The following is a 16628-nucleotide window of genomic DNA, read 5'->3' as shown; positions in this document are numbered from 1 at the left end:
AATTTTATCATAAAAAAAGATGCATACTTATTTGCACACATCTTTTTCTATGCTTTAACCCATTAACGCTACCATCAATGCTTTCTGAACATGAAGTCTGTTTTCAGCTTCATCAAACACATATGATTGTGGGCCATCAATTACTTCAGCGGTAACTTCTTCCCCACGTTTTGCAGGTAGGCAGTGAAGGAAAATGGCATCATTTTTAGCAAAAGATATTAATTGACTATTCACTTGATAAGGTTGAAATGCTTGTAACCTTACTTCTTGTTCGTCTTCCCATCCCATACTCGTCCATACATCCGTGTATACCGCATCTGCCCCACTAACTGCTGCTTGTGGATCATTTAGCACTTTAATCGCTGCGCCAGTTTCTTGCGCGATGTCTTGCGCCAGTTTTGTTATTTCTTTTTTAGGTTCATATCCTTCTGGTGAAGCGATTGAACAATCTACACCGAGCTTTGCACAAGCAATCATTAAGGAATGTGCGACATTGTTACCGTCCCCTACATAAGCTAGCTTTTGTCCCGCATAGGTCCCTTTCACTTCGTACAGAGTCATTAAATCTGCTAGCGCCTGGCATGGATGAAAATCATCTGTTAATGCATTAATGACGGGTACACTTGAATTAGCAGCTAATTCTTCAACTGCTTTATGTTCATACGCTCTGATCATGATTCCATCCACATATCTAGAAAGAGTTTTTGCTGTATCCTGAACAGTTTCTCCTCTTCCAAGTTGAATATCAGAACGGCTTAAGAAAAGGGCATGACCGCCAAGTTGGTTCATTCCCACTTCGAAAGAAACACGCGTTCTCGTAGAGGATTTCTCGAAGATCATGGCCATTGTTTTTCCTTTTAAATATGGATGGGGTTCCCCTTGTTTTTGCATTTTTTTTAATCCGATAGCAACATCGATTAATTGAGTGATTTCGTCTGTTGAAAGATCTGATAAAGTCAATAAATGCTTCCCTTTTAAACTATTTGCAGTTGTAGTTACCATCAAATCACCCTCTCTTTTTTAGTTAATTGTAAATGCCATTCCTGCATAGACATTGGTTTTTCAATATTTTGCTTAAAAGCTGATATAGTCGTAAGCAATGTTTCCATTTCAGTTATGACAGGTATTTGCGAGCTAGATGCAGCCATACGTTTCTCTTTTGAATCTCTTTTAGATCCAAGACTTAATAAAATGGCTCCGTTGCTTTGTTTTAACCAATCCGCAAATGAATAGTGTCCATTTGCGACGGTAACACCTTCTCTTGATAATATTTCTTGTATAAGAGGAAGCTCTTTTTCATCTACATCTAAATAAACTTCTAATGTTGGATTACTTTTGTAAGAATTCCACTTGATTGCTTTTGCTAACGCCTCATCAAATGTTTTTCCAAATGCAATCAGTTCTCCTGTTGATTTCATTTCCGGTGTTAAAAGAGGATCGACTCCGTCAAGCTTCCCAGTAGAAAAAACAGGATTTTTTATAGCGAAATATGTTTGGCTAATTGGGTGGCCGTTTACTTTTCCGCCAGTCAAAATGTTGATGCATTCTTCTATGATATTGACACCTGTCATTTTACTAATAATTGGAACAGTACGAGATGCCCTTGGATTAACCTCTAATACGTAAACCGTTCCTTCAAAAATGACAAATTGAACATTAAAAATTCCTTTAAACTGAAGTTTTGTTGCTATTTTTTGCGTATATTCCCGCGCTTTTTGTTGATAAAATTCACTAATGGAAACGGGTGGTGTTACTGCCATGCTATCTCCGGAATGGACTCCAGCTTTTTCTATATGCTCGAAAAAACCTGGAATAAATATATTCTCTCCATCTGATAGTACATCTACCTCCATTTCCGTTCCTTTATAATAAGCATCAATTAATACAGGGTAGGAAATGTTATTAAGATGCACCCGTAGTTGATGCTCGTCTTCAATAATTAACATTCCTTGACCACCTATGACATAGGATGGCCTTAATAGAAGAGGGAAACCAATTTCAGACGATTGTAACATCAACTCGTCTTCACTCAACGCAGTTAATCCAGGAATATGAGGTATATCTAATTCTTTTAAAAGAGTATAAAAACGTTGACGATCTTCAACTATATCAATATGTTCTTGGGATATAGAAAGTAAAGTAACTCCATTATCCTCCAACTCTTTTGCCAGATTAATGGAAGTCTGTCCTCCAAATTGTAGAATAACCCCATCAGGTTTTTCAAACTCCAGTACATTTAACACATCTTCAGCACGGAGAGGCTCGAAATATAGGCGATCCGCAATTTGAAAGTCAGTGCTTACAGTACCAGGATTATTATTGATTAAGATTGCTTCATAGCCAGCTTTTTTTAAGGCAAGAACACCGTGAACTGTACAGTAATCAAACTCAATGCCTTGGCCAATTCGGACTGGACCTGAACCGACAATAGCGATTTTAGGTTTTTTATTGCCTGAAATAAGGTCGCCTTCCCCTTTCCATGTCGAGTAAAAATAAGGTGCTGCTGCAGGAAATTCCCCTGCACAAGAATCAACCATATTATAGACAGGCCTAATGTGATACTCTAGTTGCTTCTCTCGAACACTGTTCAAATCAGTACTCCAAATATAAGCAAGCCACTCATCTGAAAAACCTAATGTTTTTAATTCTTTTAATAAATGAGATGTAATTGTGTCCAGGCTAACGCTTTTTGCTTTTTCTTCATAACTCACCAATAATGCCAACTGATTTAAAAAGAATGGCTGTATTTGGGTTGCATGATGGATTTCTTCTGTAGTTACCCCACGTCTCATTAGTTCTAGTATAGAAAAAAATCGTCTATCATCTGGTAAGGTTATAGAATCCCATAATTGATTGTCACTTAAAGATGAAATTCCATTTAACTCAAGTCCTATTGTATTAATTTCAAGTGATCGGACCGCTTTTTGGAGTGCAGCAGGAAGATGGCGTTCTATTGCCATAATTTCACCTGTTGCCTTCATTTGAGTGCCTAGTTTTCGGTCTGCTTCTATAAACTTATCAAATGGCCATCTTGGCATTTTTACAACTGTATAGTCAACAACTGGTTCCGAGCTTGCAAAGGTTGTACCTGTTACTGGATTAATCAATTCATGCAAATTGTAACCAAGGGCTAGTTTTGCGGCCATTTTTGCAATAGGGTATCCTGTTGCCTTAGAGGCAAGAGCCGACGAGCGGCTTAATCGCGGATTTACCTCGATTAAATAATATTGAGAGCTATTAGGGTCCTGAGCAAATTGAATATTGCAGCCTCCAATAATTTTTAATGCTCTAATTATTTTTATGGCAGAAGCATACAGGGCTTCATATTCTTTATCCGTTAATGTTTGTTGAGGTGCTACAACAATGGAATCACCTGTATGGACTCCGACCGGATCAAAATTTTCCATACTGCATATGGCGATACAAGTATCATTAGCATCACGAATCATTTCAAACTCTAATTCTTTGAATCCAGCAATGCTTTTTTCAATTAAACATTGTGTTATCGGACTTGCTTCAAGCCCCTTTTTAACAACAGAGATCAATTGATCTTCATTTGAAACGATACCACCACCGCCGCCGCCTAACGTGTATGCAGGACGAATGATAACTGGGTAACCAATCTTGTTTGCAAAATCTATTGCTTCCACGACAGTATGGATAATGGAGCTGTCAGGAACTGGTTCACCTAATTTCTGCATTAAAGCTCGAAATGCTTCACGATCTTCCCCTTGCATGATTGATTCCGGCGTCGTACCAAGTACTTTAACGTTGTACTTATCGAGTACGCCTTGCTCATATAATTGAACAGTTAAATTCAAGCCAGTCTGACCGCCAAGAGTACCTAATATAGCATCTGGCCGCTCTTTCTTGATAATTTCTGTAATGGATTGAACAGTCATTGGTTCAAAATAAACAATATCTGCAAATTGTTCATCCGTCATAATGGTTGCTGGGTTATTATTAACAAGTACGACTTCAATCCCTTCTTCTTTCAATGCCATACATGCTTGTGTTCCAGCATAATCAAATTCTGCTGCTTGACCAATGACGATTGGCCCCGAACCAATAACCAAAACTTTTTTTAAACCATTTAGCTTAGGCATATATGTTTTCTCCTTTTGTTAGCTTCAGCTGATTAGTAAATGCGTCTTTGATGATCATTTCAAGTTTTGGATTTTTTCCATCGGGATGGAATTGATATGTCGCTATTGGATAGTTTTTATGGGAAAGTCCTTCAATGGATCGATCTTGAATCGATTGAAACGAAATTGAAAATCCTGAATCCTTAAGACCTTCTTCTGTAACTTCATATCCATGATTTTGATTCGACATATACACTTCATTTGATTCCATATGCATAATAGGATGTTTGAAGCATCTATGTCCCCACTTCATCTTTTCAATTTTGGCACCAAATGCTTCTGCAAGTATTTGATGTCCTAGACCAAACGCCATCGTAGGGTAATGTTTTGATATTTCTTTGTATTCTGGATAAAATTGTTTCCAGTTTGAAGGATTCCCTGTACCACCTGAAAACACGATGCCATCGGGATTCATTGTTTTTATTTTTTCTAAAGTAATATCAGTTGGTACAATCGTAATCTTGTAATCTTCTTTAGAAAACCATTTAATTAAAGAATTTTTCACTGAAAAATCGATTAAAGCAATATGAGTTTTCCCTTTTGGATTAATGATTTCATAACTTAAGGGAGCTATCCCGTTATTTTGTGTAGTCGGATAGCTGACATCAACCTCATTTGCTTTCATCGAAACTGGTGTCTCGCCAACTTTTATGATTTGCTTAATGATTGACCGAGTATCCATTCCCATCATGACCGGTATACATTTTTCTTTAAAGATACTTAACCATTTATTTAATGATGATGAAGATCCCCTATATTCTTGTTGAACCACAAGACCAGCAATCTGTAGATCCTTGCTCTCAAATTTTTCTTGATCCATAAAACTATTTAGGATGCTAGGATATGTTGCTAGAACAATTTTTCCTTTCACAGCTGGATCTGAGATGAATTCTGAAAAGTTCCCCATTCCTGTGAAAAAGATCATTTCTCCAGAGCATTCCGTTTTCTGGCCGTGCCAATGGCCGGTATATGTAACTCCATTAGCCATTGTAATCATACCTTCCATCATGCACCTTCACCTCGTTGTATTTTTATTTCAGTAATCGTATTTTTATACATTGCAGTCAAAAAATTATTAGCATGTTACTGTTTTCGTATTGAGTAAAGTACCTTCTATAATCGCAAGTACAGCATCCATTTCTTCATATGTGACCGTAAGAGGCGGTAAAAACCTCATAACATTTGGGCCAGCAACGAGAGCAAGCAGACCATTTTCCCTTAATAAACTAACCATAGAACCAACTTCATTCGAAAATTCCACTCCAAACATTAAGCCTTTATGGCGAATGCCTTTGAAGTTTTCCAATGAAGATAATATTTCATCAAGCTTCGAAGCGAAGTAATCACTTTTTTCAGTCACTTCATTTAGAAATTCATCTTCAAAAATAAGATTTAATGTCGCATTAGCAGCTGACATAGCAAGTGGATTTCCTCCAAAAGTCGACCCATGGCTGCCTGGATTAAATGCAGTTTTTAAATAGTCCTTACCAATCATCGCACCTGTTGGGAATCCATTTCCAAGACCTTTTGCAGAGGTAATGATATCAGGAGAAAGATTATAATGTTGATAGGCAAATGGCTTGCCTGTACGCCCTATTCCTGTCTGCACCTCGTCAATAATGAGGATGGCCCCATATTCCTTGCATAATTGTTCGACAGTAGTCAGAAATTCCTCATTTGCGATGTGGACCCCACCTTCACCTTGAACAACTTCAAGCATAACCGCAGCAGTTTCGTTATCCATTTCTTTTTTTAGCTCATTTACATCATTAAATGGTAGATGAACAAATGTTTCAAGCATCGATCCAAACCCTTGTTTCACTTTATCTTGACCTGTAGCTGCCATTGTCGCAAATGTTCGTCCGTGAAAGGATTGGAGGAATGTAATGATTTTTGATTTACCTGTAAATTTGCGAGCTAATTTAATTGCAGCTTCATTTGCTTCAGCCCCACTATTACAGAAAAACACGGAGCCTTCTATAGAATTTGAAGAAAGCTTTTCAGCCACTTTTTCTTGAAGTGAGCTTTTAAATAGATTTGATGTATGCCATATTTTATGTAGTTGATTAGTCGTAGACTCTACAACTGCTGGATGACAATGTCCTAGATTACATACACCAATTCCCGATGTAAAATCCAGATATTCTCTTCCATTAGAATCCACTACTTTACATCCAGAACCAGAGACGATTTCAACGTCCCATCTTGCATAGTTTTCGAATAAATGGGTCATTCTATTTCACTGCCTCCAATTCACTTTTAATTGTTGTACCGACTATACTTGCACCATCCACCAACGGCTTATGGCCACTGACAATCATCGCTTCCCTCATTCCGCCTTTAAGACTATGAATAGCAGCCATTACTTTTGGTATCATACCTCCGGAAATGGTGCCATCATCGATAAATCCTAGAATTTCAGAATCAGTCGCTTTTTCAATAATCTCATTATCTTTCAACACACCTGGAACATCCGTTACAAATATGACTTTATCTGCATTAATAGCAACGGCTATTTCGCCGGCAACTGTATCGGCGTTGATATTATAATAATCTTCATGATTCATTCCAATTGCAATTGGAGAAATGACTGGAACCATTCCAATCGACAATAAATTTAATAAAAATTGTTTATTCACAGAAATTATTTCTCCTACTAAACCCAAATTCTCTAAGTCTTGCGGTTTAGCATACATCAATCCACCATCAGAGCCAGTTACACCGATAGATGAAATCCCATGTTTGTGAAGCTTGCGAACTAGTTTATTCGTTATCGTACCGGATAAAACCATTTCGACTACTTCCATAACTTCGTGAGTTGTTTTTCTTAAGCCATTTACAAACTCAGAATTAATTTGTAAATGGTTTAGAAGATCATTAATGGCGGGGCCGCCCCCATGAACGATAATGGGATGGTAACCATTTTCCTGCAAGCTTTTAATTCCTTTAAAAAAGTCATCGGATAAAGTGTCAATCATGCTTCCACCGCACTTAATGACGATGATTTTTTCCATTTATAATGACCTCCCTTTCATTATGTGCGATAGCTGGCATTGATGCGCACATAGTCATACGTCAAATCGCAGCCCCAAGCTTTTCCGTGACCTGAGCCAATATTTAAGTTGATGTTTATAACAACCGTTTCGTTTTTCAAATAATCACTTAACGTTTCTTCAACATAATTAGTAGGTTGACTATTTTCTAAAAGCGAATAAGGTCCGATGGATATATTTATGTTTTCAGGATCTAACGTCATCCCGCTTTTTCCAATCGCCATCATGACTCTCCCCCAGTTGGGATCAGAGCCATAAACCATCGTCTTGACAAGATCGGAGCCAACGACGGTTTTTGCAATCTTCCCTGCTTCATCGTCGGATATCGCTCCATATACATTTACTTCTATTAGTTTTGTTGCACCTTCACCATCCCTGGCAATCATAATGGCAAGGTCTTCACAAACTTTTTCAAGCAGTTGGACAAATTGATCCCATTCTTCATTACTAGGTTCTAGTGGTGTGTTTTCGGCAAAACCGCTTGCCATTACGACAACCATATCATTTGTAGACGTATCACCATCAACAGTTATTCGATTAAATGTTTTATTTGTTACAGCACTTAAAGCGGACTGTAAATGGTCGTGGGAAATATTTGCATCGGTCGTAATGAATCCAAGCATTGTTGCCATATTTGGAGCTATCATACCTGATCCCTTTGCAGAGCCGGCCATCGTAATTTTTACACCATCAATGACAGTTTCATAACATGTAGTTTTCATACACGTATCTGTCGTCAAAATGGCTTCGTTAAAATCAAGGGCAGCTTGTTGGTTTTTTTGCGGGACAAGATGAGCAATACCAGGAATAATTTTCTCCATTGGCATTTTTTCTCCAATCACCCCTGTCGAAGCCACGGCAACATGATGAGGATTAATGGATAACAGATTCGCCACTGCATTTTTCATTGAATGTGCATCAAACAAGCCCTGATTTCCTGTGCATGCATTGGCATTACCACTGTTCACAATGATTGCTTGAAGCTTCCCCTCTTGATCCAAGTTTTCTTTCGTTACTTTTAGAGGAGCCGCCTTGATTTGATTTAATGTATAAACAGCTGCCGCTTCAGCTGGGACTTCGCAATAAATTAAGCCCATATCGTTGCGCTTACGCTTCACCTTCGTATGTATTCCAGCAGCTGAAAAACCAAGTGGAGTAATGATTGTTCCTTCTTCCACTTTTACTATTTGCTCTTTACCCGTTATTTGCACTTTAATCACTCCTCTGTTGATGTTTTTTAATTTTTTTCATGGATATACAGGACTGAATTTTAATCCAGCAGTTTCTTCAAAACCAAATACTAAATTGGCATTTTGCACTGCTTGACCGGCAGCCCCCTTCATCAAATTGTCTATAACTGAAACGATTGTAACTCTTCCCGTACGTTCATCAAACGAAATCCCAATGTCACAATAATTTGACGCAGTTACTTCTTTTGTAGCTGGAAATACGCCAATATCCCTCACACGAACAAAAGGTTTATCCGTATAAAAATCTTTATAAAGCTGCCATATTTCCTCCTCAGTTAAGTTTCCTTCAGCTGTGCCATAAATGGTACTCATTATCCCTCTTGTCATCGGAACTAAATGTGTTTGAAACGTTATTGGAGAGTTGTAGTCAAATTGCTTTAACATTTGCTCAATTTCAGGGATATGCTGGTGATGATTCACTTTATATATTTTTAAATTTTCATTAAGCTCACTATATATATTTCCTAGACTAATAGTTTGACCTGCACCTGATACTCCTGATTTAGCATCTACTATGACAGATCCTTCTTTTAGCATCTTAGCTTTCGCTAATGGAGCGATTCCTAAAAGGGTAGCAGTCGGATAACAACCAGGATTGGAAATAAACTGACTTCCTTCTATAGACGAATCATTTAACTCTGGCAATGAATATACTGCTTTATCAATCCATTCCTTCGAAGCTGCTTTCCGCTTATACCAAAATTCATAGTCTTCAGTATTTTTAATTCGAAAATCACCCGTTAAATCAATAACAATGCATCCTGCAGATAATAATTCAGGCGCCAATTGAGATGCAACACCAGTCGGGACCGCCAAAAAAACAACATCCGTATCTTGTGCCATTTTTATTGGATTAATTTCTTCTAATGTTGAAGGAATAATCCCAGTTAAATGCGCATAGTGCTTATGAATGTCTTTCCCTTGTTGCGAAGATGTGTATAAAGAAGAGATTTCAAAGTGTGGATGGGAATGTATAATGCGCAGCAATTCCGCTCCTCCATACCCTGTTGCACCTACAATACCTACTCTCATTCGTTTCACTCCTAAAGTGTCTGACAAGTTCGCCACTTGCATATTAAAGTATAAAGTTTTACTTATTGATTATGTGAAAGCCGTTGATTCATGAAATATTTAGATGTTTTCTATTATACTGTGAATAAAAATAAATACAATAGTATATTTATAAATTTTTTTATAAAAAATAAGCCTTCTTAAACGAAGGCTTATTTTATTAATTTTGTTCTTCTTGTACCCCGATTTGGACATTTCTAAACAATGCTTTTGCTGATCCACTTTTTGCTTCATCCATTACAAAGGATCCATTGGAATAACGGTCACTATATCTAATATTTGAGCTATTAATGACTTCTTCTTCATCTTTCTCGGTAACGAGTGTTAAATCTTCACGATTGCCTACTAATTTCATCCCGATGATTCGGTGTGGGTTATTTTTCAATTCACGCAATAATACTACTCCTCGTTTTGCGCGGCTTGCTTTTTCAAATTCAGACAACTTCATTTTCTTAACTGCACATCGATGAGTAGCAATAAGGATTCCGATATCAGCTTCATCAGCAGTAAAAATTTCTGCATTAACGACATAATCATGATCCTTTAAGTTAATCGCTTTTACACCAGCTGCTCTTGCGCCAACTTGATTAACTTCATCCTCTGAGAACCATAGACCGTATCCAATATGAGTCGCGATGAATATTTCTTTCGTCCCATCAGAAATATGTACATCTACAACTTGGTCATCGCCTTTCAGGTTAATGGCAACGAGTGGGCGTGAGTATCGCTGGGCTTTATATAAATCCATTGAGCTTTTCTTAACCATCCCTTGTTTAGTAAAGAAAATCAGGAACTCATGTTCATTAAATTCCTTTACCGGAATAGCTTTAATGATTTCTTCGTCACGTGCAATCGGCATAATCGCAGCTACATGCTGTCCTAGATCTTTCCAACGAATATCCGGGAGTTCATGAACAGGCATGTATAAATAATTACCTTTATTCGTAAACAATAGCAGCGTGTCAGTTGTATTGATTTCTTGCATGAATAAAAGCCAGTCCGATTCCTTCATTGCAAGTTCCTGTCCATTTGAAGCGGAATAGGAACGAACGCTCGTTCTCTTGATATACCCTTCTTTCGTCACGGTTACAATGACATCTTCACTAGGAATCATGACTTCTAGATTAATCTTAATTTCAGAAACTTTTTCCTCAATGATTGTGCGCCTTTCGTCTGAGTACTTTTTCTTAATCTCTTTAAGTTCTTTTTTTACTAAGCTTAACAGTTTCTTTTCACTTTCTAAAATTCCTGTTAAATATTCAATCGTATTGATTAACTCAGTTGCCTCTTTCTGGAGCGCGGTAATATCTGTATTCGTCAGGCGATATAATTGGAGGGAAACAATTGCTTCCGCTTGTTTTTCTGTAAAAGCATATTTTTGTATGAGATTATCTTTAGCATCTCGTTTATCTTTTGAAGCGCGTATTGTCGCAATCACTTCGTCAAGGATAGAAAGTGCCTTCATCAATCCTTCTACGATATGATGTCTTTCTTTTGCCTTTTCTAGTTCATACCTCGATCGATTTGTTACAACTTCTTTTTGGTGACCGATGTAAGCATCAAGCAAGTCGAAAAGACCCATTAATTTTGGCCTGCGTTTATCAATCGCTACCATATTGAAATTATACGTTACTTGGAGATCACTATTTTTAAATAAATAGTTCAATACTCCTTCGGCATCTGCTTCTTTCTTCAACTCAACGACAATTCTAAGACCTGTTCTGTCCGTTTCGTCACGTACTTCGGCAATTCCTTCAAGTTTTCGATCTAGACGAAATTCGTCCATTTTTTTTACGAGATTCGCTTTATTCACATCATACGGTATTTCCGTAATGACAATTTGCTGGCGACCTCCACGAATGGTTTCTATTTCTGTTTTTGATCGTACAACTATTTTTCCCCGGCCTGTTTCATAAGCCTTTTTAATACCATCGATACCTTGAATAATCCCGCCAGTAGGAAAATCTGGTCCTTTTAAAACCGTCATTGCATCATCTACATTACAACTAGGGTTTTCAATTCGCATAATAACTGCATCAATTACTTCCCCTAAATGATGGGGAGGAATGTCAGTCGCGTAACCAGCGGATATACCAGTAGAGCCATTTACGAGCAAGTTAGGGAATCTGGCAGGTAATACAGTTGGCTCCGATGATGTATCATCAAAATTCGGAACAAAATCTACAGTCCTTTTATCAATATCTCGCAATAATTCTGAAGCTACCTGTGAAAGACGAGCTTCTGTATAACGCATTGCAGCTGCTGGATCACCATCAACACTTCCATTATTCCCATGCATTTCTACAAGCATTTGTCGTACTTTCCATGGCTGACTCATTCTCACCATTGCATCATATACAGACGTATCACCATGCGGATGATAATTACCTATAACATTACCGACTGTTTTTGCTGATTTACGAAAACCTTTGTCAGCTGTATTTCCTTCCATATGCATGGCATACAGTATACGCCTTTGTACAGGCTTCAGTCCGTCCCTCGCATCAGGGAGCGCCCGATCTTGAATAATATATTTACTGTAACGACCAAAACGGTCTCCGATTACTTCTTCAAGCGGTAAATCTTGAAATTTTTCCTGTGAACTCATGAGAACGGATATCCCCCTTCCGTTGTCAAATTATCATTATCTAATATACTTTGATCTTCTTCTAGCCCAAATTGAACATTACTTTCTATCCATTTCCGACGCGGCTCAACTTTATCTCCCATAAGAGTAGTTACTCTTCTTTCTGCTCTAGCCCCATCATCAATCATGACACGAATTAATGTTCTAGTTTCAGGATTCATTGTCGTCTCCCAAAGCTGGTCGGCATTCATTTCTCCAAGACCTTTATAACGTTGGAGCATGTAGCCTTTCCCAACTTTTTTTGTAACACTACCAAGCTCATCATCTGTCCAAGCATATTCGATCACTTCTTTTTTACCGCTCCCTTTACTCACTTTATAAAGTGGGGGAAGCGCGATATATACTTTGCCTGCCTCGATCAACGGCTTCATATATCGATAGAAAAAGGTTAATAGCAATACTTGAATATGAGCTCCATCCGTATCGGCATCCGTCATAATCACAATTTTGTCGTAATTGACATCTTCCAAGCTAAAATCAGGTCCTACACCAGCACCAATTGTATGAATAATTGTATTTATTTCTTCGTTTTTAAAAATATCTTGAAGCTTAGCTTTTTCTGTATTGATAACTTTACCACGTAAAGGAAGTACCGCCTGAAACTTCCGGTCTCTACCTTGCTTTGCGGATCCTCCGGCAGAGTCACCTTCCACCAAATACAATTCATTTTTCTGGGGATTACGTGATTGCGCAGGAGTTAATTTACCAGATAAAAGAGCGTCTGTTTTCCGGCGTTTTTTCCCACTTCTTGCCTCTTCACGTGCTTTACGGGCAGCTTCACGTACTTGTGCCGCTTTAACTGCTTTTTTGGCGAGCAACGTGCTGACATCATGGTTTTCAGCAAGAAAATAAGTTAAATGCTCTGTAATGACAGTATCAACCGCCGACCTTGCTTCTGCTGTTCCGAGTTTCCCTTTTGTCTGCCCTTCAAATTGAAGAAGTCCTTCTGGAATTCTGACAGAAATAATCGCGGAAAGACCTTCCCTAATATCAGAACCTTCAAGATTTTTGTCTTTTTCTTTTAATAAGCCGGTTTTTCTTGCATATTCATTGAAGATTCTTGTCATTGCCGACCTGGCGCCTACCTCGTGGGTTCCGCCATCTTTTGTTCTGACATTATTAACAAAGGAAAGCATGTTTTCTGAAAAGCCATCGTTAAATTGAAAAGCAAATTCAACTTCTATATCATTTGCTTCCCCTTCAAAAGAAGCAACTGGATGCAAAACATCTTTCTCTTCATTTAAATATTCGACAAATGCTTCAATTCCATTTTCATAATGAAATACGTCTCGTTGATCATGGCGAAGGTCGATTACTTCTATTTTCAGGCCTTTTAGTAGAAAAGCGGATTCCCGTAATCTTTCACATAGTAAATCATAGTTAAAAATAGTTGTACTAAAAATAGATTCATCCGGCTTAAAATGAATTTTAGTGCCTGTTTGCTTAGACGTTCCGATTTTTTCTAGAGTTGTCGCAGGCTTCCCGCCATGATGAAATTTTTGTTCAAAAATAAATCCGTCCCGCTTTATTGTGACGGTTAGCCATTCAGAAAGAGCATTTACTACAGATGCCCCGACACCGTGAAGTCCGCCACTTGTTTTATAGCCGCCTTGTCCAAATTTTCCACCAGCATGTAATACCGTAAAGATTACCTCAGTCGTCGGTTTACCAGTTTGATGCATACCGGTTGGCATTCCACGACCTTTATCTTCTACACTGATACTATTATCTTTATGAATTTTTACAATGATTTCATTTCCGTAGCCGCCTAGTGCTTCATCAACTGAATTATCCACGATTTCGTAAACTAAATGGTGAAGTCCTCGTGAATCGGTTGATCCAATATACATTCCAGGGCGTTTTCTTACGGCTTCTAGTCCTTCTAATACTTGTATGGAATCATCATTGTAATCAATGCTTGTTATATTTTTTGCCACTAATATACCCCTTTCAACAACATAAACAATAACAAAACAGGTGTTCTCCCTTTATTTATTTTATCAAAAATAAGCGCGTATGTCTTATTCTATAACCGTTTAACTGTTTTTTGCAAATGTACTTATTAATAATTCAATAAAAAACAAGCACTTTATAAGTGCTTGCATTAATTAAAATGTTATTTTGTTAATGCATGTTCGACCTTTATACAACGATCCATAATAACGGTATATCCTTTTTCTTTCAAGTACTGATAAGCTTCTTCATTCTCTATCCCTAATTGGGCCCAAAATACGTCTGCATCAATTTCAGAAAATTCCTTTGCGATATCAGGCAGAAATTCCGGTCTTCTAAATACATTTACTATATCTATATGCCCATCTATATCCTTTAAAGAAGCGACAGCTTTTTCTCCGAATACTTCATCGATTTGAGGATTTACTGGAATAATTTCATATCCAGCATTTTTCATTGCCTCAGATACCATATAGGAGGTTCTTTCTGGATTATCACTTATTCCAACGACAGCTATTCTTTTTGCTTTTTTTAAAATTTCACCGATTTCTTGTCGGCTTGGATTTTCAATCGCCATTTAAAATCTCCTCCATTTGGAAATGAGTGTTAATTATATCGTAAATCAGTGGATGATTTGTTGCAAGTCCTATACTCACTAACTCACTATGCAAAAATAGTTTTATCTTTACAGAATCTTCATGGTACAATGAATGAGCAAGATTTAGGATAAAGGAGCAATGTATATGCAATATGCAATCGTACTATTAGCAGCTTATTTAATAGGATCAATACCTTCAGGATTAATTGTAGGCAAGGTATTTTATGGTATAGATATTAGACAACATGGCAGCGGGAATCTCGGAGGTACAAACACTTTTCGTACATTAGGTAAAAAAGCTGGAATAACCGTAACGCTAGCTGATATTTTGAAAGGGACTATCGTTATCTTTCTACCAGCATTATTTGGGATCGATCTGCATCCACTTATCGCAGGGGTTTTCGCGGTATTAGGACATATGTTTCCAATCTTTGCAGGTTTCCGTGGTGGAAAAGCAGTTGCCACTTCAGGTGGTGTTCTTTTAGGATACGAACCACTACTATTTATACTATTAGTTATCGTGTTTCTTATTAGTTTGAAATTTTCAAAATATGTATCGTTATCTTCCATCTTGGCAGGATTGTTTGCAATTATTTATTCCTTATTCACAAGAGATTTACCACTTATTCTAGTAGCTATTGCGCTTGCGTCATTTGTAATAATAAGACACCGGACCAATATAAAACGGATAATGAATAAGACTGAACCTAAAGTTAAGTGGATTTAAAAGTAGATAATAAATTATAGAAAGATTGATTGCCCGTGAGTCGAAAAAGTAAATTCGTAGGAATCGCATTGATTTTTTTATTACTGACTGGGATTATTACTTTACTTATCTTTCAAAAAAATCAATCTACACAATCTATTCATAAGAGCAGTAGTAACCAAAATCAAAGGAATATTCACATTAAACAAAAGGAGTATGAAACAGAAGCCGTTATTGGCGGAATTGGAGATATCTTAATTCACGATTATGTCTATAATGATGCTAAAACTAAAAATGGCTACGATTTTAATCCGATGTTTGAACCCGTAAAATCGCTATTACAACGGCCGGACTTTCTTATCGCTAATCAAGAGTCCATTCCTGGCGGTACGGATATTGGGATCTCTAGCTATCCATCATTCAATAGTCCACATGAAATAGTGGATGCATTAATGAATGCCGGAGTTGATATGGTGACAACTGCCAATAATCACTCACTCGATAAAGGTGAACGAGGCATTTTAAGTGCTATCAAACACTATGAAAAGATGAAATTTCCTTACACAGGGACATTTAAAAGCCCTGAAGATAAGGCAAATATGAGAATTATTACTGTAAATGGAATACAAATTGCAGTACTTGCTTATGCAACCCATTTTAATGGCATTCCAATTCCTCAAAAGAAGGAATACCTTGTTAGTCAGATTGATCCAAAACAAGTTGTTGCAGATATTCATGAAGCTAAAACAAAATCAGACTTAGTTTTATTAGCCCTCCATTGGGGCGATGAATATGTAAGGCAGCCTAATCAAATTCAAAAAGAACAAGCGGCTCTATTTATGAACGCAGGAGCAGACATTATTTTAGGACATCACCCTCATGTACTTGAACCGATGGAATGGTTTAATAAACCCGATGGAAAAAAAGGACTTGTTGTTTATTCTTTAGGAAACTTTTTATCCGGACAAATATGGGATTATAAAGACATTGGAGGAATGGTTGAAATTACCGTAAAGAAGAAAGTTAAAGGGAATGCCTCCAATACTACGATTGAAAAAGCAGTCTTAAACCCAACATTTTCAGCTAGCACGCATTTTCAAACATATCGAGTATACCCACTTGATGTCGCAAATAGCAAAGGGCTTACTGCACATAACAGCGAAGAAATTCAACAGTTTTTCTACAATAAAAAATAACGGCTGGTT

Annotated in this window: 12 protein-coding genes; 2 read left to right on the top strand and 10 right to left on the bottom strand. The window is 37.5% G+C overall.

Features of this window, described 5'->3' with window-relative positions:
• Positions 1-54 precede the first annotated feature (54 nt).
• The 10 genes from argF to KHA97_RS03360 all read right to left on the bottom strand — a co-directional run bounded on the left by argF (position 55) and on the right by KHA97_RS03360 (position 14696).
• Positions 55-1002, bottom strand: coding sequence for an ornithine carbamoyltransferase (gene argF / locus KHA97_RS03405; protein WP_213123340.1), 948 nt, complete (start codon positions 1000-1002; stop codon positions 55-57).
• Positions 1002-4106, bottom strand: coding sequence for a carbamoyl phosphate synthase large subunit (locus KHA97_RS03400; RefSeq protein ID WP_213123339.1), 3105 nt, complete (start codon positions 4104-4106; stop codon positions 1002-1004). Before KHA97_RS03400 ends, argF begins: the two co-directional genes overlap by 1 nt.
• Positions 4099-5154 carry a carbamoyl phosphate synthase small subunit gene (locus tag KHA97_RS03395; RefSeq protein ID WP_213123338.1) on the bottom strand — a complete coding sequence of 352 codons (1056 nt, stop codon included), beginning with the start codon at positions 5152-5154 and terminating at the stop codon, positions 4099-4101. The genes KHA97_RS03400 and KHA97_RS03395 overlap by 8 nt, the downstream gene beginning before the upstream one ends.
• 66 nt (positions 5155-5220) lie before the next feature.
• A complete protein-coding gene (locus tag KHA97_RS03390; protein WP_213123337.1) occupies positions 5221-6378 on the bottom strand; it encodes an acetylornithine transaminase in 1158 nt (385 codons plus the stop codon).
• Position 6379: 1 nt separating this feature from the next.
• Entirely contained in the window at positions 6380-7159 is a 780-nt protein-coding gene (gene argB / locus KHA97_RS03385; protein WP_213123336.1) for an acetylglutamate kinase, read from the bottom strand.
• 20 nt (positions 7160-7179) lie between these two features.
• The gene (gene argJ, locus KHA97_RS03380; RefSeq protein ID WP_213123335.1) at positions 7180-8418 is read right to left on the bottom strand and encodes a bifunctional glutamate N-acetyltransferase/amino-acid acetyltransferase ArgJ; all 1239 of its coding nucleotides are present in this window, start codon (positions 8416-8418) and stop codon (positions 7180-7182) included.
• Positions 8419-8445: 27 nt separating this feature from the next.
• Positions 8446-9480 carry an N-acetyl-gamma-glutamyl-phosphate reductase gene (argC, locus tag KHA97_RS03375; RefSeq protein WP_213123334.1) on the bottom strand — a complete coding sequence of 345 codons (1035 nt, stop codon included), beginning with the start codon at positions 9478-9480 and terminating at the stop codon, positions 8446-8448.
• Positions 9481-9679: 199 nt separating this feature from the next.
• Positions 9680-12127, bottom strand: coding sequence for a DNA topoisomerase IV subunit A (gene parC, locus KHA97_RS03370; protein WP_213123333.1), 2448 nt, complete (start codon positions 12125-12127; stop codon positions 9680-9682).
• Entirely contained in the window at positions 12124-14103 is a 1980-nt protein-coding gene (parE, locus tag KHA97_RS03365; protein WP_213123332.1) for a DNA topoisomerase IV subunit B, read from the bottom strand. Before parE ends, parC begins: the two co-directional genes overlap by 4 nt.
• A 179-nt stretch (positions 14104-14282) precedes the next feature.
• A complete protein-coding gene (locus KHA97_RS03360) occupies positions 14283-14696 on the bottom strand; it encodes a CoA-binding protein (RefSeq protein ID WP_213123331.1) in 414 nt (137 codons plus the stop codon).
• A gap of 166 nt (positions 14697-14862) precedes the next feature.
• Between KHA97_RS03360 and plsY the strand changes: the two genes are divergently transcribed.
• Both plsY and KHA97_RS03350 read left to right on the top strand, forming a co-directional pair.
• Positions 14863-15444, top strand: a complete 582-nt coding sequence (gene plsY, locus KHA97_RS03355; RefSeq protein WP_213123330.1) for a glycerol-3-phosphate 1-O-acyltransferase PlsY — start codon at positions 14863-14865, stop codon at positions 15442-15444.
• A 35-nt stretch (positions 15445-15479) separates the two neighbouring features.
• The gene (locus tag KHA97_RS03350; protein ID WP_325167399.1) at positions 15480-16619 is read left to right on the top strand and encodes a CapA family protein; all 1140 of its coding nucleotides are present in this window, start codon (positions 15480-15482) and stop codon (positions 16617-16619) included.
• Positions 16620-16628: the final 9 nt, after the last annotated feature.

Origin of the sequence: Lederbergia citri (assembly GCF_018343625.1) — a bacterium.
In the GTDB taxonomy this organism is placed as follows: domain Bacteria; phylum Bacillota; class Bacilli; order Bacillales; family Bacillaceae_C; genus Lederbergia; species Lederbergia citri.
This window is presented reverse-complemented; position numbering and strand designations above follow the sequence as displayed.

Coding starts and splice junctions, on each gene's coding strand:
- argF (WP_213123340.1), bottom strand. CDS start 1,002: ATGGTAACTACAACTGCAAATAGTTTAAAAGGGAAGCATTTATTGACT.
- KHA97_RS03400 (WP_213123339.1), bottom strand. CDS start 4,106: ATGCCTAAGCTAAATGGTTTAAAAAAAGTTTTGGTTATTGGTTCGGGG.
- KHA97_RS03395 (WP_213123338.1), bottom strand. CDS start 5,154: ATGATGGAAGGTATGATTACAATGGCTAATGGAGTTACATATACCGGC.
- KHA97_RS03390 (WP_213123337.1), bottom strand. CDS start 6,378: ATGACCCATTTATTCGAAAACTATGCAAGATGGGACGTTGAAATCGTC.
- argB (WP_213123336.1), bottom strand. CDS start 7,159: ATGGAAAAAATCATCGTCATTAAGTGCGGTGGAAGCATGATTGACACT.
- argC (WP_213123334.1), bottom strand. CDS start 9,480: ATGAGAGTAGGTATTGTAGGTGCAACAGGGTATGGAGGAGCGGAATTG.
- parC (WP_213123333.1), bottom strand. CDS start 12,127: ATGAGTTCACAGGAAAAATTTCAAGATTTACCGCTTGAAGAAGTAATC.
- KHA97_RS03360 (WP_213123331.1), bottom strand. CDS start 14,696: ATGGCGATTGAAAATCCAAGCCGACAAGAAATCGGTGAAATTTTAAAA.
- plsY (WP_213123330.1), top strand. CDS start 14,863: ATGCAATATGCAATCGTACTATTAGCAGCTTATTTAATAGGATCAATA.